This is a genomic window from Streptomyces humidus (assembly GCF_014649655.1).
Lineage (GTDB): Bacteria > Actinomycetota > Actinomycetes > Streptomycetales > Streptomycetaceae > Streptomyces > Streptomyces humidus.
This window is the reverse complement of sequence record NZ_BMTL01000002.1, coordinates 208,572-225,858: the sequence shown is the minus strand read 5'-3', so window position 1 is coordinate 225,858 and position 17,287 is coordinate 208,572. Positions and strand designations below refer to the sequence as shown.

The 17,287-nt window shown below is 73.8% G+C and carries 12 protein-coding genes; 8 read left to right on the top strand and 4 right to left on the bottom strand.

The window, feature by feature from the left end; all coding sequences use genetic code 11:
- Positions 1 to 198 precede the first annotated feature (198 nt).
- The gene (locus IE239_RS02795) at positions 199 to 1,326 is read left to right on the top strand and encodes an aminopeptidase P family protein (protein ID WP_190147603.1); all 1,128 of its coding nucleotides are present in this window, start codon (positions 199 to 201) and stop codon (positions 1,324 to 1,326) included.
- Positions 1,327 to 1,375: 49 nt separating this feature from the next.
- Positions 1,376 to 2,338, top strand: coding sequence for a phosphotransferase family protein (locus IE239_RS02790; protein WP_190147602.1), 963 nt, complete (start codon positions 1,376 to 1,378; stop codon positions 2,336 to 2,338).
- Between the two features lie 126 nt (positions 2,339 to 2,464).
- Here the strand turns inward: IE239_RS02790 and treZ are convergent, their stop codons facing one another.
- The gene (treZ, locus tag IE239_RS02785) at positions 2,465 to 4,210 is read right to left on the bottom strand and encodes a malto-oligosyltrehalose trehalohydrolase (RefSeq protein ID WP_190147601.1); all 1,746 of its coding nucleotides are present in this window, start codon (positions 4,208 to 4,210) and stop codon (positions 2,465 to 2,467) included.
- 202 nt (positions 4,211 to 4,412) lie between these two features.
- On the opposite strand from treZ, the gene IE239_RS02780 reads away from it, so the two are divergent.
- From IE239_RS02780 to IE239_RS02770, 3 genes are all read left to right on the top strand, one after another.
- On the top strand, positions 4,413 to 4,964 hold the full coding sequence (locus IE239_RS02780; protein WP_190147600.1) for an FHA domain-containing protein: 552 nt from the start codon (positions 4,413 to 4,415) through the stop codon (positions 4,962 to 4,964).
- Positions 4,965 to 5,263: 299 nt separating this feature from the next.
- On the top strand, positions 5,264 to 6,604 hold the full coding sequence (locus IE239_RS02775; RefSeq protein ID WP_373308044.1) for a M14 family zinc carboxypeptidase: 1,341 nt from the start codon (positions 5,264 to 5,266) through the stop codon (positions 6,602 to 6,604).
- Positions 6,601 to 7,065, top strand: a complete 465-nt coding sequence (locus tag IE239_RS02770) for an SSI family serine proteinase inhibitor (protein WP_190147598.1) — start codon at positions 6,601 to 6,603, stop codon at positions 7,063 to 7,065. The genes IE239_RS02775 and IE239_RS02770 overlap by 4 nt, the downstream gene beginning before the upstream one ends.
- A gap of 96 nt (positions 7,066 to 7,161) precedes the next feature.
- On the opposite strand, the gene IE239_RS02765 is transcribed toward IE239_RS02770, so the two are convergent.
- From IE239_RS02765 to glgX, 3 genes are all read right to left on the bottom strand, one after another.
- Positions 7,162 to 8,412, bottom strand: coding sequence for a M14 family zinc carboxypeptidase (locus IE239_RS02765; protein ID WP_190147597.1), 1,251 nt, complete (start codon positions 8,410 to 8,412; stop codon positions 7,162 to 7,164).
- Between the two features lie 259 nt (positions 8,413 to 8,671).
- A complete protein-coding gene (gene treY, locus IE239_RS02760; RefSeq protein ID WP_190147596.1) occupies positions 8,672 to 11,035 on the bottom strand; it encodes a malto-oligosyltrehalose synthase in 2,364 nt (787 codons plus the stop codon).
- A 200-nt stretch (positions 11,036 to 11,235) separates the two neighbouring features.
- The gene (gene glgX, locus IE239_RS02755) at positions 11,236 to 13,353 is read right to left on the bottom strand and encodes a glycogen debranching protein GlgX (protein ID WP_190147595.1); all 2,118 of its coding nucleotides are present in this window, start codon (positions 13,351 to 13,353) and stop codon (positions 11,236 to 11,238) included.
- A 187-nt stretch (positions 13,354 to 13,540) separates the two neighbouring features.
- On the opposite strand from glgX, the gene IE239_RS02750 reads away from it, so the two are divergent.
- The 3 genes from IE239_RS02750 (at position 13,541) to IE239_RS02740 (ending at position 17,199) form a co-directional block, all read left to right on the top strand.
- Positions 13,541 to 14,371, top strand: a complete 831-nt coding sequence (locus IE239_RS02750; protein WP_190147594.1) for a Tat pathway signal sequence domain protein — start codon at positions 13,541 to 13,543, stop codon at positions 14,369 to 14,371.
- A gap of 140 nt (positions 14,372 to 14,511) precedes the next feature.
- Positions 14,512 to 15,858: a copper amine oxidase gene (locus tag IE239_RS02745; RefSeq protein WP_190147593.1), complete on the top strand. Its 1,347-nt coding sequence runs from the start codon at positions 14,512 to 14,514 to the stop codon at positions 15,856 to 15,858.
- Positions 15,859 to 15,960: 102 nt separating this feature from the next.
- Complete coding sequence (locus tag IE239_RS02740) at positions 15,961 to 17,199, top strand: DUF5919 domain-containing protein (RefSeq protein WP_190147592.1); 1,239 nt, start codon at positions 15,961 to 15,963, stop codon at positions 17,197 to 17,199.
- Positions 17,200 to 17,287: the final 88 nt, after the last annotated feature.

Sequence of the window (17,287 nt, the reverse complement as noted above, 5' to 3'; positions counted from 1 at the left end):
CGGCGACGACGGCGGCGGCGAGCCGCTGTGGTCGGCCCGGGCCGCCGCTCCCGGGCCGCGAAGCGCCGCAAACTCGTCGATCGGCTCGCGGGACCCCCGCCGGACGGGCAGGATGCTGCCCGTGGCCGTCGTTCCGGCGTCACCGGTCCGGACGACAGCCACACCTCAGTCGCGCCACGTCCTTCCAGGGAGGCCCGGATGACCGGCACCGCCCCCGCGCCCTTCACCGCCGACGACTACCGGGCCCGGATGACGCGCGCCGCGCGCGAGGCCGCCGAGGTCGGACTCTCCGGCCTCCTGGTGGCGCCGGGCCCCGATCTCGTCTGGCTCACCGGCTACGCGCCCACCGCCGTCACCGAACGGCTCACCGTGCTCGTCCTCGCCGCCGGCCGGGAACCCGTCCTCGTCGTGCCCACCCTGGAGGCCCCCGACGCCGCGAAGGCGGCCGGCGCCACGGCTCTCACCCTGCGCGACTGGACCGACGGCAAGGACCCCTACGCCGTCGCAGCCGCCCTGCTCGAGGCCGGCGGCCGGTTCGGGATCAGCGACAATGCCTGGGCGATGCACCTGCTCGGTCTGCAGAAGGCCCTGCCCGCCGCGTCCTACGCCTCCCTCACCCAGGTGCTGCCGATGCTGCGCGCCGTCAAGGACACGGCCGAGCTGGAGCTGATGGCGGCGGCCGGCGCGGCCGCGGACCGGGCGTTCGAGGAGATCCGGGGGGTCTCCTTCGCCGGACGCCGTGAGAAGGAGGTCGCCGCCGACCTCGCCGGCCTGCTCCGCCGGTTCGGGCACTCCCAGGTCGACTTCACCATCGTCGCCTCGGGGCCCAACGGCGCCGACCCGCATCACGAGGCCGGCGACCGTGTCATCGAGCACGGCGACATGGTCGTCCTCGACTTCGGCGGCCTCAAGGACGGCTACGGCTCCGACACCACCCGTACCGTCCACGTCGGCGAACCCGGCGAGGAGGAGCGGCGGGTGCACGACCTCGTGCGCGAGGCGCAGGAGGCGGCCTTCCGGGCGGTGCGGCCCGGCGTCGCCTGCCAGGAGATCGACAGGGCCGCCCGCGCGGTCATCGCCGACGCAGGCTACGGCCCGTACTTCATCCACCGCACGGGCCACGGCATCGGCGTCACCACCCACGAGCCGCCGTACATGATCGAGGGCGAGGAACAGCCCCTCGTGCCCGGGATGTGCTTCTCCGTCGAGCCCGGCGTCTACCTGCCCGGCCGTTTCGGGGTCCGCATCGAGGACATCGTCACGGTCACCGAGGACGGCGGCCGCCGTCTCAACGACACCACGCGTGAACTGGTCATAGTGGACTGACCCGCCCCCAGGAGTCCCCGGCACCCACCCGAACGGCAACGGCGCGATCATGACCCAGGCACCGACACCCACCGCGGACACCGTCCGCCGACTGGTCCGCACGCTCCTCAAGGAGAGCGGTCCGGGCAGTCCGAGCGGTCCGGGCCCGGAGGTGCGGCCCGTCACGGAAGGCGGCCCGCAGACCACCTGGTGGGTCGGCGCCCGCCATGTGCTGCACCTGGCCCCCGACCGTGAGTCCGGCCTGCGCCGCCTGCGCGAGGTGCGGCTGCGCGACCTCGTCCGCCCGCACGTCCCCGTGGCGCTGCCGACCTGCGTCGCGCACGGCGAGTGGTCCCCCGGGCTGATCTGCACCCTCGACACCAGGCTGCCCGGCGGCACGGCCGAGGAGCACGACGTGTCGGCCGTCGGCGAGGCCGACCTCGCCGGACTGCTCGGCGGGCTGCGCGAGGTACCGCCCCGTGCGGCCGAGGCGCTGGGGGTGCCGCGCACCGCCCCGCGTTCCCTGGAGGCGCTGCGCCGGACGGCGGTGGCTGCCGCGGCAGGCCTGGCGCGGGCCGACGAGTTCGACCCCGCCCGTCTGCACCAGCTCACCCCGCCCGGCGCGGCCCAGCTGGCCGCCCAGCCCGGCACGGCCGTCCTCGTCCACCACGCGCTGCGCGGCGAGCACCTCGTGGTCAGCGCGAACGGCCGGGTGCGCGGCATCCTGGACTGGACCCGGGCGGTCGTCGGGGACCCCGCGGAGGACATCGCCGGCCTCGCCCTGGCCGTCGGCTCCGGCGCCGCCGTGCGGGCCGCCACCCTCGCCGGCTACGGCGCCCGGCCCTGTCTGCGCGGCCTGTGGCTCGCCCGCTGCGACGCCGTCGTCCGCCTCGGGGAGCACGTCGCGGGCCGCGGCCCGGGCCGGCGCGACCCCGAGGCCCTTGCCCTCTGGCGCACCCGGCTGCGACGGGCCTGGGAGGCGATCCTCCTCGAACGGGTGACGGAGCTGCGTGAGGACGGTGACGGCGGGTAGGCCGCTCGCGCGCCGCCCCACCCCTTCCAGGCCAGCCCCGTCTCGCCCAGCCCCTCCCAGCCCAGCCCAGCCCAGCCCAGCCCCGCCGCGCTCCGCCCCCGCCCGGCCTCCGCCGGGGGGCCGGGCTCAGTCCTGTTCCAGGACCACGCACGACTGGCCGGGCAGCTGCAGCAGGCCGTCCGGGCCCGGCGCGTCCACCGGGTCCCACGCGGCCAGCACGCGTGCCGGGCGTGATCCCAGGGGGATCGCGGCCGGCTCCTCGCCGAGGTTGACGGCCACGCGGACGTCGCCGCGCCGGAAGGCCAGCCAGCGGGCCTGCGCGTCGTGGGCCACCTTGATGTCGGCCAGGTCGGGGTCGGTGAGGTCGGCCTGCGCGTGCCGCAGGGCGATCAGTTCGCGGTACCAGGCCAGCACGCGCGCGTGCGGCTCGCGCCGCGGTTCGGACCAGTCCAGGCAGGAGCGCTCGCGGGTCGCCGGATCCTGAGGGTCGGGCACGTCCTCCTCGGCCCAGCCGTGCGCCGCGAACTCCCGTCGCCGGCCCCGTCGTACGGCCTCGGCGAGCTCGGGGTCGGTGTGGTCGGTGAAGTACTGCCAGGGCGTGCCCGCGGCCCACTCCTCGCCCATGAACAGCATCGGCGTGAACGGGGCGGTCAGCGTCAGTGTGGCCGCGCAGGCCAGCAGGCCCGGGGAGAGCGACGCCGAGAGGCGGTCGCCCAGTGCGCGGTTGCCCACTTGGTCGTGGGTCTGGGCGTAGCCCAGGAGCCGGTGCGCGGGCATCCGCGCGCGGTCCAGCGGGCGGCCGTGGCTGCGGCCCCGGAAGCCGGAGTAGGCGCCGTCGTGGAAGAAGCCCCCGGTGAGGGTCTTGGCGAGCGCGGCGAAGGGATCGCGTGCGAAGTCGGCGTAGTAGCCCTGGGACTCGCCGGTGAGCGCCGTGTGCAGGGCGTGATGGAAGTCGTCGTTCCACTGCGCGTGCAGGCCCAGGCCGTTCTCCCGGCGGGGGGTGATCATCCGCGGGTCGTTCAGGTCGGACTCGGCGATCAGGAACAACGGCCGGCCCGTCTCGGCGGCGAGGGCGTCCACCGCCGCCGACAGCTCCTCCAGGAAGTGGCACGCGCGCGTGTCCGCGAGGGCGTGCACCGCGTCCAGCCGCAGTCCGTCGAGCCGGTAGTCGCGCAGCCAGGCCAGCGCACTGTCCAGGAAGTAGGCGCGCACCTCGTCCGAGCCGGGTGCGTCCAGGTTGACGGCCGCCCCCCACGGCGTGTGGTGCGTCTCGGTGAAGTACGGGCCGAACTCGGGCAGGAAGTTGCCGGAGGGGCCCAGATGGTTGTGCACCACGTCCAGGACGACGCCCAGGCCGAGCTCGTGGGCCCGGTCGACGAACCGCTTCAGCGCCTCGGGACCGCCGTACGGCTCGTGCACCGCCCACGGCGACACCCCGTCGTATCCCCAGCCGTGCCGGCCCGGGAACGAGCACAGGGGCATCAACTCCACGTGGCTGATGCCGAGTTCGGCGAGATGGCCGAGCCGCCCGGCCGCAGCGTCCAGGGTGCCCTCCGGGGTGTACGTTCCGACGTGCAGCTCGTACAGGACCGCCCCCGGCAGCGGGCGTCCGGCCCACTGCGCACGCCATGTGTGACGCCCCTGGTCGACGACCGCGCTGAGTCCCTCGGGGCCGTCCGGCTGACGCCGTGAGCGCGGATCGGGCCTGACCGGACCGTCGTCCAGCGCGAAGCCGTACCGTGCACCGTCCCCGGCCTCCGCCTCGCCGGTCCACCACCCGGACCGCCCCGGATCGCGCTCCATCGCGCGGGTGAGGCCCTCGCACTGGAGCGTCACACGTTCGGCCTGCGGTGCCCACACCTCGAACTGCACGGACGGTTCCCCTTCGTCTGTTTCATCTCTTACGTCTGCTTCAGCTGTTTCGTCTGTTCACCGTGATGGAGCGCGGCGTCGTCCATCGTGCTCTCCTGGAGATCGATCCGCTCGGGGAACACTCCCATGGTCCTCACGCGCGCGCGGCGGCGTTTTCCCGTCTTCTGGACACCCGGGGTTTCGCTGACCGACAATCACGAGCGTGACGTCGTCATTCGAGTTCAACACGTACCCCGCGCGGCTGTCCGACGCGGAGCGCGACCGGGCGCTGAAGGTGCTGCGTGACGGCGCCGCCATGGGGCGTCTGTCGCACGACACGTTCATCCGGCGCATGGAGCTGGCCCTCGCGGCCCGGCGCTCGGACGAGCTCGCCGTCCTCACCGCCGACCTGCCCAGGGAGAGCCGCCTCTCCCGCGTCGTCTTCGGCAGCGTCGAGGCGGTATCGGGCTTCACCGTCCGGCTGCGCCGGGCCTGGCAGGCCGAGCGGCTGCCCAAGCTGCTGCTGCCGCACCCCGGCACCGAGCAGGCGCTGCGCATCGGCCGCGACCCGGCGAGCGGCCTGCGGCTGACCCACGAGAGCGTCTCGCGGGTGCACGCCGAGCTGAGCCGCCAGGGCGGCATGTGGGTGCTGCGCGACCTCGGCTCGACCAACGGGACGACCGTCAACGGGCGCCGCGTCATCGGCGCGGCCGTGGTCCGCCAGGGCGACCAGGTCGCCTTCGGCCGGACGGCGTTCCGGCTCTCGGTGGACTGACCCGCGCCCCGTTGCCCGCAGGCCCCGCTCAAGTCCCGCGCAGGTTCCCCTCGATCACCGGCGCAGCCCGTACATCCCGCAGAGCCCGCGCAGCCCGTACATCCCGCAGAGCGCATACTCCCGCCGAGCCCGCCCGGACTCTGTTCCACGTGCCGTCCCCGGGTGCTCAAGTCCCCTGTGACGGGGCGGTGTTGACGTAGCCCTGCCCGATGACTCACTGTGCGTACATCGGACACGCCTGGTGAACCAACGGCGCCGCCTTGTGGAGGTGTGCTCTGCCGCTCCTGCGCTATCCGACCGTGGACGAACTCGCGGCCCACGCCGCCGCGCTGGCCGCCCGCCGTCCCGGGGACGTCCGGCTGCGGCGCGTCGGGGTCTCCCGCGCGGGCACCCCCCTGTGGCTGCTCCGCGTCGGACGCGGCGCCCGTCAGGCCCTGGTCGTCGCCGGACCGCACGCGAACGAGCCCGTCGGCGGCGCCACCGTCCTGCGGCTGGCCGAACGCGTCCTGGCCGACCCGAGGCTCACCGCCGACGCAGACGTCACCTGGAACCTGCTGCTGTGCCTGGACCCCGACGGGTCGCGCCGAAACGAGGGCTGGCTGGCCGGCCCCTACCGCCTCGACCGCTACTTCCGGCACTTCTTCCGCCCCGGCTTCCTGGAACAGCCCGAGTGGCTGCCCGACGGCGCGGCCGCCGCCGCGCTGCCGGAGACCCGCGCGCTCCTGCGTCTGCAGGACGAACTGAAACCCTTCTTCCAGTGCTCGCTGCACGGCGTCGACGTCGGCGGCGCCTTCGTCGAACTCACCCGCGACCTGCCCGGACTCTCCCGGCGGGTCGGCCACGCCGCCGCCCGCCTCGGCATCCCCCGTGAGTTCGGGCCCTACGACACCCTGTACTGGCCCCGGCTTGGACCCGCCGTCTACCGGATCCCGGCGCCGTGCGAGGGAGCCGCGGCCGCCGCCGTCACCGGGGCCGCCGTGGAGTCGACGTGGCACCATCCGCGCCGGCACGGCACCCTCACCGCGGTCGTCGAGGCGCCCATGTGGGGCGTGGCGGCGGTGCAGGACGCCTCCCGGCCGGCCGACCGGGACGCCGTGCTGCGCTCGTTGAGCCATGCCCTGCGCCGCGACACCGAGCTGCTGGAACGTGTCCTCACGCGCGTCCGGCCCCACCTCCTCGACGTTCCCGACACGGCCCGGCTGCTGACCCCGGTCGAGGACCACCTCCTGGTGTGCCCCGGCCTCGCGCAGGCCTGGGACCCCGACACCGCGGACGCCGTCCGCCCGCTCCCGCCGCTCGGCACCGCCCACCTGACCGCCCTGCGCATCGCGGGCCGCCGGATCGCCCTGCGCACGGCGGGCCTGCTGCACCAGCTCGTCCTCGGCGCCGGACACGACCCGTGCGGCGTGCTGCCGGAGCTGGACGCGTTCATCGACGCGGGGTGCGCCGACTACCGGGACGAGTGCGGGGCGCGCTGGATCCCCGTCGCGCGCCAGGCGGAGTACCAGACGAGGGTCGTCCTCGCCGCGTTCGAGCTCGCCGCAGACGCCCCGGCCGAAGCCCCCGCCGGCCCCGCTCCGGCCCGTTCGGGTGAGTCGGACTGGGGTACCCGGCCCGCCGTGCCGATGCACCGGGAATGACGTACTTCTCCGACTTCCCCCACGGATCCCTGTCCCGTGCGGCGAGCGCCGTGCGGCGTGCCCTGCCCGCCGCGGCCGCCCTCCTCCTCGCAGTGGGAGCCGCCCCGGCTCTCGCGGCCTCGGGAGACGCCCTCCCCGGCAACTGGCTCCAGCTCACCGTCACCCACGGCGACGCACGCTCCAGCCGCGGCACCCTGCTGATGTGCGACCCGCCCCAGGGCCACTCCCGGGCCGCGGAGGCCTGCGACGTGCTCGCCAGGGCCGGCGGCGACGTCGGCGCGGTCCCCGGCGACGGCAACCGCGTCTGCCCGCTGGTGTACGCGCCGGTGACCGTCCGCGCGCAGGGGCGCTGGAACGGCCGCCCGGTCGACTACTCGCGCACCTTCAGCAACGACTGCGAGCGGGAGGCGCTGACCGGGGCGGTGTTCGCCCTGGACGACGAGCAGGCGCCCGAGGTCTGAGCGGGAGCGGTGGCCGCGGCACGCGCGCGTGCCGCGGCCGACACCGTGTCCGTCGCCGTCGTCGGCGGGCCGTGCGGGGGATGCCCGGCCGGTCCCTCAGGCCGCGCCCGCGCGGGCGTGCAGGGCCGCCGCGACGACCGTGCGGGACTGGTGCTCGACCTGGTGTTCCAGGGGCACCCAGCGGGCCCGGAAGCGGTCGGCGAACGCGTCGCTCCAGGTCTCGACGAGCCGCTCCAGGCGCGGGGCGCCGCGGTCGTCGCTCTCCTGCAGCACCCGCCGCAGCATCGCCGCCGCACGCAGCGGCAGCCGGCGGGCGAAGGCGTCGACGCTGCCCACGTACGCCATCGTCGTGTCGGCCGGGGGAGCGTGGGTCCAGTCCGCGGCAAGCCCCGGCACCAGCTCCAGCGACCACCGGGCCGCCCGCAGCAGCGGCCCGTCCACGCCCTCCAGCCGCGGCAGCGCGTCGGCGAGGACGCGCTCCACCTCCGTGGCGTCGCGCAGCAGCCGCCGTGCCAGCCGCCGGATCGCCACGGCCGGAGCGGGGTGCGGGGCGGGGTCGTCCACCATGTCGCTCGCCCACATCGGCACCTCCACCACGGCCGTCAGACCGCCGTAACGGTGGGCGTGGAACCAGGTGCTGTGCCGTGCGTCGTCCGGCATGCTCGGATACGCGGCCCCCGCCCCGACGGCCGGCATCACGTGCACACCGGGCCCGGACGCGGGCCAGCCCGCGGCGTCGGAGGCGCCCGTCTCCACCGGGATGTGCAACTGCGCCGCCGACTTGACGAACGGCTCGGCGAGACCCGGGATGTCCTTCGTCAACTGCACCCAGCTGCCACCCAGGTCGGTGCCGTGCAGGGTCACCTGGAGGTAGGGCCGCAGCTCGTCGATGACCCGGGTCAGCGCACGCGTCTCGGGCGGCAGCCGGTCCGGCGGCAGTACGGCCGGGGACCACTCCGGCTGCTCGGGACCGGCGGGCCGGAAGAACCCGAGGTGGTACTCCAGCAGGCTGCGCGGTGCCGGGGTCACGTGCAGGCTCGCCCCGTCGGGGTCCGCGCAGAGCAGGAAGTGCCACGACGTATCGTCCCGCAACTCCCGCTCGGACAGCACCCGTTCGGCGAGGGCGAGCAGGGTGCAGCCTCCGGTCGGCTCGTTCGCGTGGGCACCGGCGACGACCAGCACGGCCCGCCGGGCGTGTCCCACGGACAGCAGGTGCAGCGGCCGGCCCGCCCGGGAGACCCCCACCTGCCGCAGCCCGCACACGCCGCGCTGCTGCACGGCCAGTGCCCGGGCAGAGGTCGTCAGTTCGGTCACCGTGGGGTAGCGCAGCTCCGGCAGGAGACTCACCCCCGTACTCGTCCGCCCGGCCTTCGCCCCCGCAGTACCCCACGGCCGCTGTGAACTGTCAAGAACGCCCGTGGGAGGCTCCGGGGGGCGCTTCGACGCGCGCGCCGACGGTGACGCCGGGGTGATCCGGGACGCCGTGCGGCGTGGGCCCGTACGCGGGCGCCCCTCACGCGAAGGGCGCCCGCGCGGGCCGGCCACCGCCGACGCCGGAACTCACCGCGTGTCCTCCGGCTTCCTCGTGCGTCCTGTCCTCGCCTGCTCACTCCGCCCGTTCCAGCAGCGCCACCGGCAGCCGGCCGAACAGTTCGGCCACGCGCGCGTGCCCGGTGAACTCCCGCGCGGGCTCGTCCCGCCCGGCCAGCACGTCGACCCACCTGCCCGGAGGCAGCGCCAGCCGCTCGTCGCGCCAGCCGCCCGCCTGCGCCAGCCGCAACGACAGCCGCGTCACGGCCGTGACGGCCCGGCCGGAGCGCGCGAACGCCAGACAGTGGTCGGCGGCCGCCCCCTCGGCGGGCAGCGGCTCGTACGAGGCGGACTCCCCGAAGACCTCCGGCCGCCTCCGGCGCAACCGCAGCGCGGCCGCGGTCACCGCGCCCTTGACGCCCGGATCCTCGGGCGGAAACCGCACCGGACGCCGGTTGTCCGGGTCGACCAGCGCCCGGTACTCGCTCTCCGTGCCCTGGTAGACGTCCGGCACCCCCGGCATCGTCAGCTGCACCAGGGCCGTGCCCAGCACGTTCGCCCGGATGTGCGGCTCCAGCGCGTCGCGCAGCGCGGCCACCCGCTCGCCCGGCGCCCCGCACGGCCCGGCGGCCACGAACGCGGCCACCGCCTCCTCGTACACCGGCTCCTGCTCGGTCCAGGTCGTGTGGAGCCCCGCCTCGCGCGCGTGCTTGAGCAGCGCCTCCTGAACGCGTTCCGGGGCGGCCGGCCCGAGTCCGAAGACCGTCTGCCAGGCAGCCCAGGCCAGCTGACGGTCGGGTACGTCCTCCCGCGCGCCCGTGATCTGCTCCAGGAGGTCGGCCCAGCGCTGCGGGCACTCGGTGAGCACGGCGAGCGCGGCCCGCACGTCGGCGCTGCGCTTGGTGTCGTGCGTCGACACGACCGTCCCCGTGGCCGGCCAGTCGCGCTGCACGCGCGCGCAGTAGGCGTGGAAGCCGGCCGGCGACACGCCCGGGCGGCCGGGGTCGCCGCCCACCTCGTTGGCCGCCAGCAGCGGCACATAGCGGTAGAACGCCGTGTCCTCCACCGACTTGGCGCGCAGCGCGGACGAGGTCTGGGCGAACCGCGCCCGCAGCTCCGCCCCCTTCGGCCCCTCCCCGCCCAGCACCAGAGCACGCACCGCGTCGACCGCGTCCGCCTCCTGCGGCACCGCGAACGCCTGCCGGGCCTGCGCCGCCGCCTCCTCGGTCACGACGGCCGCGGGGTCGCCCGAGGCGTAGGGCCGGTAGACCTCCATCCGCACGAGCAGCTCCGTCAGCGCCGTGCGCAGCGCCCAGGGCGCCCGGTCGCGCAGCGCGGGATCCTCCGGGTCGGCGCACGCGCGCGACGCCGTGCGGGTCAGCCGGTCCGTCTCGGCCGCCAGCTCGTGGCCGATCACCGAGTACGCCGCGCGCCGCACGGTGGCCGCCCAGTCGCCTCCACGGTCCGCCTGCGGGGCCGCGAAGCGCCGGTAGCGGTCCAGGAGCTCCCCGGCCCCTTCCGGGTCCGTGAAGAGGCCGTCGACGCGGCGCAGGGCGTCATAGCCGGTGGTGCCGGCCACGGGCCAGGAGTCCGGCAGCCGCTCCCCGTCGGCCAGGATCTTCTCGACGACCGTCCAGCGGCCGCCGCTCGCCGCGTGCAGCTGCTCCAGATAGGCGTCGGGGTCGGCGAGGCCGTCGGGGTGGTCGACGCGCAGCCCGTCGATCACCCCCTCGTCCACCAGACGCAGGATCGTGCCGTGGGTGGCCTCGAACACCTCCGGGTCCTCCACCCGCACCCCGATGAGCTCCGAGACGCTGAAGAAGCGCCGGTAGTTCAGCTCGGTGCGGGCCAGCCGCCACCACGCCAGCCGGTACCACTGCGCGTCCAGCAGCCGGGGCAACGGCAGCTTCCCGGTGCCCTCGCGCAGCGGGAACACGTGGTCGTGGTAGCGCAGGACGTCGCCGTCGACGCGCAGGTGCTCCAGCTCCGCGCCGACCGGCCCGCCGAGCACCGGGACCAGCATCCGGCCGTCCTGCGCCTCCCGGTCGACGTCGAACCAGCGCGCGTACGGCGACTCCGGGCCCTCGCGCAGCACCTCCCACAGCGCGCGGTTGTGGCGCGGGGCCATCGCCATGTGGTTCGGCACGATGTCCACGACCAGTCCGAGGCCGTGCTCGCGCGCGGTGCGCGCCAGCGCCCGCAGTCCGTCCTCCCCGCCCAGCTCCTCCCGCACGCGCGTGGGGTCCACGACGTCGTAGCCGTGCAGGGAGCCGGGCACGGCCTCCAGGACCGGGGACAGATGCAGGTGCGAGATCCCCAGCGAGGCCAGGTACGGCACGGCCGCCGCCGCGGCCTTGAACGGGAACGCGGGCTGCAGCTGCAGCCGGTAGGTGGCCGTGGGCGTCACGGGAGGGAGGGCGTCACGTCGCTCTGGGGTCATGACCACCTACGTACCCGCCTTGTCGCGTTTCGTGTCACACCCCCTCCCCGCGGGCCGGCCCGGCGGGCGCCGGGGGGAGAGAGGCCGGTCCGCCGGGAGGAGGAGGCCCCGGCGCCTTGAATTCGCCCCGCGCGGGGCCTCCTCCTCCCCCTGGACGCCCTCCGCGGCCGGTGACCCGGCCAGGCTCGTGACCGATCTCCCTAGGTCGGCCGCTGCAGCACGGTCATGCTGCGGTCGGCCAGCGTCAGCCGCGCTCCGGCCTGCAGCTTCGGGCCCGCGTCCGACGCGAGGGCCCGCGGGTCCGCCGTGTCCACGACCACCTGCCACTGCCGTCCGAGGTCCACCGGGACCACGAACTCCAGCGGGCGGGCGGAGGCGTTGAACATCAGCAGGAAGGAGTCGTCGGTGATCCGTTCGCCGCGCGCGCCCGGTTCGGAGATCGCGTTGCCGTTGAGGAACACCGACAGCGCGGACGCCTGTGCCCGGTCCCAGTCCCGGGGCGCCATCTCCTTCCCCTCGGGCGTGAACCAGGCGATGTCCGACAGCTCGCCGTGAGCGCCCTCCACGGGACGCCCGTGGAAGAAGCGCCGTCGCCGGAAGACGGGATGCTCCCTGCGCAGCCTCACCAGCGCGCGCGTGAAGTCCAGCAGCTCGGCGCCGGGCCCCTCGGCGTCGGGCCACTCGACCCAGGCCAGCTCGCTGTCCTGGCAGTAGGCGTTGTTGTTGCCCTGCTGGGTGCGTCCGAACTCGTCCCCGTGGCTGATCATGGGCACGCCCTGGGACAGCATGAGCGTGGCGATGAAGTTGCGCATCTGCCGGGCCCGCAGCCCCAGCACCTCGGGATCGTCGGTCTCGCCCTCGACGCCGCAGTTCCAGGACCGGTTGTGGCTCTCGCCGTCCCGGTTGTCCTCCCCGTTGGCCGCGTTGTGCTTGTCGTCGTAGGAGACCAGGTCGCGCAGGGTGAAGCCGTCGTGGCAGGTCACGAAGTTGATGGAGGCCAGCGGCCGGCGCCCGTCGTCCTGGTAGAGGTCGGAGGAGCCGGTCAGCCGGGAGGCGAACTCGCCGACCGCGCGCGCCTCCCCCCGCCACACGTCCCGCACCGTGTCGCGGTACTTGCCGTTCCACTCCGTCCACAGCGGCGGGAAGTTCCCCACCTGGTAGCCGCCCTCGCCCACGTCCCACGGCTCCGCGATCAGCTTCACCTGCGAGACCACCGGGTCCTGCTGGACCAGGTCGAAGAACGACGACAGCCGGTCGACCTCGTGGAACTGGCGGGCCAGGGTCGCCGCGAGGTCGAAGCGGAACCCGTCCACATGCATCTCCAGGACCCAGTACCGCAGCGAGTCCATGATCATCTGCAGTACGTGCGGGGACCGCATCAGCAGCGAGTTCCCGGTGCCCGTGGTGTCCATGTAGTAGCGCGGGTCGTCCGTCAGCCGGTAGTACGACGGGTTGTCGATCCCCTTGAAGGACAGCGTGGGACCCAGATGGTTGCCCTCGGCGGTGTGGTTGTAGACCACGTCGAGGATCACCTCGATGCCCGCCTCGTGCAGCGCCCGCACCGCCGACTTGAACTCCAGGACCTGCTGGCCCCGGTCGCCCCAGGAGGCGTACGCGTTGTGCGGGGCGAAGAAGCCGATCGTGTTGTAGCCCCAGTAGTTGTTCAGGCCCATGTCGACCAGCCGGTGGTCGTTGACGAACTGGTGCACCGGCATCATCTCCAGGGCCGTCACCCCGAGCTCCGTCAGATGCTCGATCACCGCCGGGTGCGCCAGCGCCGCATAGGTGCCCCGCAACTCCTCGGGAAGCCCCGGATGGCGCATCGTCAGGCCCTTGACGTGCGCCTCGTAGATCACCGTGCGGTGGTACTCCGTGCGCGGTCTGCGGTCGTCGCCCCAGTCGAAGTAGGGATTGACCACGACCGACGTCATCGTGTGGGGCGCGGAGTCGAGGTCGTTGCGCCGTTCGGGGTCGTCGAAGTGGTAGCCGTACACCTCCTCGCCCCACCGGACCGACCCGCTGATCGCCTTCGCGTACGGGTCGAGCAGCAGCTTCGCCGAGTTGCAGCGCAGCCCGCGACCGGGGTCGTACGGGCCGTGCACCCGAAAGCCGTAGCGCTGCCCCGGCATGATGCCGGGCACGTACGCGTGCCGGACGAACGCGTCGCTCTCGCGCAGTTCCACCGCCGTCTCCGAGCCGTCGTCGTGCAGCAGACACAGCTCTACTCGGTCCGCGGCCTCCGTGAAGACCGCGAAGTTCGTGCCGGCGCCGTCGTACGTGGCACCGAGGGGATACGCCTCTCCAGGCCAGACCTGCATGGACACGACTCTTTCAGGTGTCGGGCCCCGGTGGGGGCGCCTCGGGTTCGAGTCTCCAGGAAAGTGAGGGAACCACCTGTGACTTACGCCCCTCTTACCCGATGACCGTTGCATACGCCGACATATGGCGTGTGCTGATCAGCAGAGCAGACGTACTCCCGGGCATCAGGGGGAGTAGGGGGAGATTGTGCGCACTACGGTGCGCCGCCACCTGGGCAAGGTGGTGGCGGGGACGGCCATTGCGGTGGCCGCGACGGCCGTGATGGTGGGGATCACCCTGCCGGGCACGGCGGGGGCGGACGACGAGGGAGGCGGCGCAGGAGGGCCGGGCGCCGGACGGAGCGCCGGGCAGACGGCCGGACGGCAGGCCGACGCGGCGGGGGCCGTGGGGCCCGGCGTCGTCGAAGGGGCGCCCGCCGAGGGCGCCAGGGGCCGCGGCCGCGACCCGCTGACCGACGACGAGACCGCGCGCGTCGAGCGGATCGCGCTCAGCCGGCAGCAGTTCGACGTCGCCCGGGACGTGGACGGCGACCGCGGCCCCCAGCGTCTCGGCGTGGACCTCGCCGAGCCCCGGGCCGACGAGGTGGACGCGCCGGACGCCCCACGGCGCGCGGAGGTGTCGTTCTACGACTACCGCAACGACACCCTGCTGACCAAGACCGTCAACCTCGACACCGGCAAGGTCGAGGCCACCGGCGTCCAGCACGGCGTCCAGCCGCCGCTCGGTCCCGCCGAGCAGACCGAGGTCGCCGCCCTGCTGATCGCCGACCCGCTCGGCGCGGGCCTCAAGGCCGACTACAAGGACGCCACCGGCAAGGAGCTCACCTCCCCGGACCAGCTGCAGCTCGCCAGCATGGTCTACCGGGCGGTGCCGGGCGCCGAACCCGCCGTCCTCGACAAGTGCGGGGAGCACCGCTGCGCGCGGCTGCTGACGAAGGTCAGGAACGGACCCTGGATCGACACCCGGTCCCTGGTCGTCGACCTCAGCGCACGCAAGGTCGCCCGGCTCACCGGCTGACCGCCCGACGGACCGGCCCGCTCACCGGCCTGTCCGCTCACCGGCCTGTCCGCTCAGCGGCTTGTCCGGCCGCAGCACACCTCACCCGTTCCGTTTCCCGACGTGTCTCCCGCCCGGGGAGGCAAAGGAGTCGTGTCCTCATGCGCGTTCCCGTTCCGATCGGCGGCCTCCGGCCGCGGGGCGTCAGCCGTGTCCGCAAGGGAGCCCTCGTCGGCCTCTCGGTGGCCGCGCTGGCCGCCGGTGCGACCGCCGGAGCCGGCCCGGCGCCCGCCGGGCCGAAGGCGGCCCCCGCGGCGGCGGCCGACTGCAGCGCCGCCTACCGCATCGAGCAGAAGCTCTCCACCGGCACCACGTGGCGCATGTGCTGGCGCTTCGAGGCCAAGTCCGGCCTGGTCCTGGAGAAGATCTCCTACCAGCCGCCCGGCGAGACCAAGCCGATCAGAGTCCTCAACAGCGCCAAGATCGCCCAGATCCATGTGCCGTACGACGACGGCAAGAACGAGTACAACGACATCACCGACTACAACTTCGGCTCCGGCCTGGTGAACATGACCCCAGCCGAGTGCCCCGGCGGAACCATCAGGACGGTGAAGGTCCCCGAGTCGTTCTCCGACAACCCGAACGTCAAGGGCCTGTGCACCACCACACGCGCGCGGGGCCACGCCTACCGCATGCAGGCCGACACGGGCAACAAGGTCTTCCAGGCCCAGGGCAAGGACCTGCTCGTGTACACCGTCAACAAGGTCGGCTGGTACGAGTACATCACCGAGTGGCGCTTCTCCGACGACGGCGCGATCAACATGAACGTCGGCGCCACCGGCAGTCTCTCGCCCGTCGACTACGACGCCGGCGACGGACGCGGCTGGCCCCTGGGCAAGGGCGCCAAGGCCTACGCCACCAGTCACAGCCACAACGTCTTCTGGCGGCTCGACTTCGGCCTCGACGGCAACTCGGCCACCAAGGTGGAGCAGTACGACTCGGTCGTCAGCCCGCCGGCCGGCGCCCAGCAGGGCCCGACCGCCAAGACCACCCGCACCGCCGTGACCAAGGAACTCGCCGGCGACGCCAAGAACATGCGCTGGTGGCGCGTGGTCAGCGCGACCGGCAAGAACAAGGACGGCCACGCCCGCTCCTACGAACTCGTCCCCGGCGCCACCACCAAGTACTCCGGACGCGCCTTCACCCAGCACGACGTCTACTTCACGCAGTACAACCAGTGCGAGCAGTACGCCAGCAACAACGTGCGCAACTGCGGCTCCCCGCTGCACGGTTACTCGGTCGACAAGTGGGTGGACGGACAGACCCTCACCCACCCCGTGGCCTGGGTGAACGTGGGCTTCCACCACATCGCGCGCGACGAGGACCAGCAGCCCATGCCGGTCCACTGGCAGGGCTTCTCCCTGCTCCCCAGGGACGTCACGGCCATGAACCCGCTCACGCCGCCCGCACTCGCGGGACAGAACGGAGAGACCGGCAACGGTAGTTGAGAAACGACCTGTCCATCCGGCTGCACCGCCCGCCGCTCCCGGAGTACCCTTCCTTGATCGTTGGGACGGGGAGAGCTCGGGGGAGCGGAAGGCGGTGCGCGGGTGGGCTCGGGAGGGCTGGAGCTGCCCCCTGGTGACGAGGGTCACGAGGGGGGCTCCGCAGACGTCCCGACCGGCACGGTGTCCCTGGCCCGGCCGATGGCGACGCACGCCATCGGACCGGAGCTGGACTGGGACGCCGACGCCTGGCGCGAGGTCCGCACCCGCGCCCAGCGGGCCGGCCGGGCCTACATCTGGCTGAACCTCGTCGAACAGCGCCTGCGCACCGTGGTGGCCGCCGTGCTGCGGCCCATCTACGAACCCGTTCACGGCGACGAGTGGGTGGTCGCCGCGGCCGGGCCCGCCGGCCAGGAATGGGTCCAGCGCGCGGTCGCCGTGCGCGAGGTCAGCCGCCGCAAGGGCTATCTGCTCGACCCGGCCGACGACAACGTCGTCTCCTTCCTCACCCTGCCCCAGCTGCGCGAACTGATGGTGCAGCACTGGCCCTGCTTCGAGCCGTACTTCGACGACCGCAGGGACGTCGAACTCGCGCTGGACGAGCTGGAGGTGACCCGTAACGTCGTCTCCCGCAACAGGGCGCTGTCCGAAGCCGTCCTGAACCAGGCGGAACGGGCCTCCGCACGGCTGCTGGAGATGCTCGGCACCGGCGGCGACGTGCCCTCCGCGCGCAGACTGCCCGTCGACGCCGTCGAGGACCTCGTCGGCGACCGGTACGCGGACGTGGTCGCCGTCCACACCGACCGGGTGCGGCTGCTGCGCCAGTTCCCCGCCGAGGACATCTTCGACGGATCCCGCCGCATCGACGCCATCGGCATCGGCCTCAACCTGCTCGTGCAGAACTTCTCCGGCCGGCGCCTGGTCCGCCTCGCCGAGGCCGGCGCCCGCGTCCGGCTGCTCTTCCTCAACCCCGCCTCCAGCGCGGTCAAACGCCGCGAGCGCGAACTCGGGATGAAAAGAGGCGAGCTGAGCCGGGCCGTGGAGATGAACATCCTGCACATGCGCCGGGTCCGCGCCCGGCTGCGCGACCCGGGCGCCTTCCAGATCCAGGTCTACGACGAGACGCCCCGCTTCACCGCCTACCTCGTCGACGGCGACGGCACCGACGGCATCGCCGTGATCCAGTCCTATCTGCGGCGGATGCGCGGCATGGAGGCGCCGGTGCTGGTGCTGCGGGGCGGCAACCGAGTGGTAAAACCGGGCGAGATCAGCGAAAGCGGACTTTTCCCGGCGTATCGCGAGGAGTTCGAACTCGCCTGGGCGGACTCGCGCCCCGTGTCCTGAACCGCCCCGCCCGGCCTGGCCCTGCCCCGGAGCCGGGCACGGTGTCGGAGGGGGCAATCGGGGGTGGGCACGGGACCGGGACGCAATC

Coding starts and splice junctions, on each gene's coding strand:
- IE239_RS02790 (WP_190147602.1), top strand. CDS start 1,376: ATGACCCAGGCACCGACACCCACCGCGGACACCGTCCGCCGACTGGTC.
- IE239_RS02795 (WP_190147603.1), top strand. CDS start 199: ATGACCGGCACCGCCCCCGCGCCCTTCACCGCCGACGACTACCGGGCC.
- IE239_RS02770 (WP_190147598.1), top strand. CDS start 6,601: ATGACGTACTTCTCCGACTTCCCCCACGGATCCCTGTCCCGTGCGGCG.
- IE239_RS02745 (WP_190147593.1), top strand. CDS start 14,512: ATGCGCGTTCCCGTTCCGATCGGCGGCCTCCGGCCGCGGGGCGTCAGC.
- treY (WP_190147596.1), bottom strand. CDS start 11,035: ATGACCCCAGAGCGACGTGACGCCCTCCCTCCCGTGACGCCCACGGCC.
- glgX (WP_190147595.1), bottom strand. CDS start 13,353: ATGCAGGTCTGGCCTGGAGAGGCGTATCCCCTCGGTGCCACGTACGAC.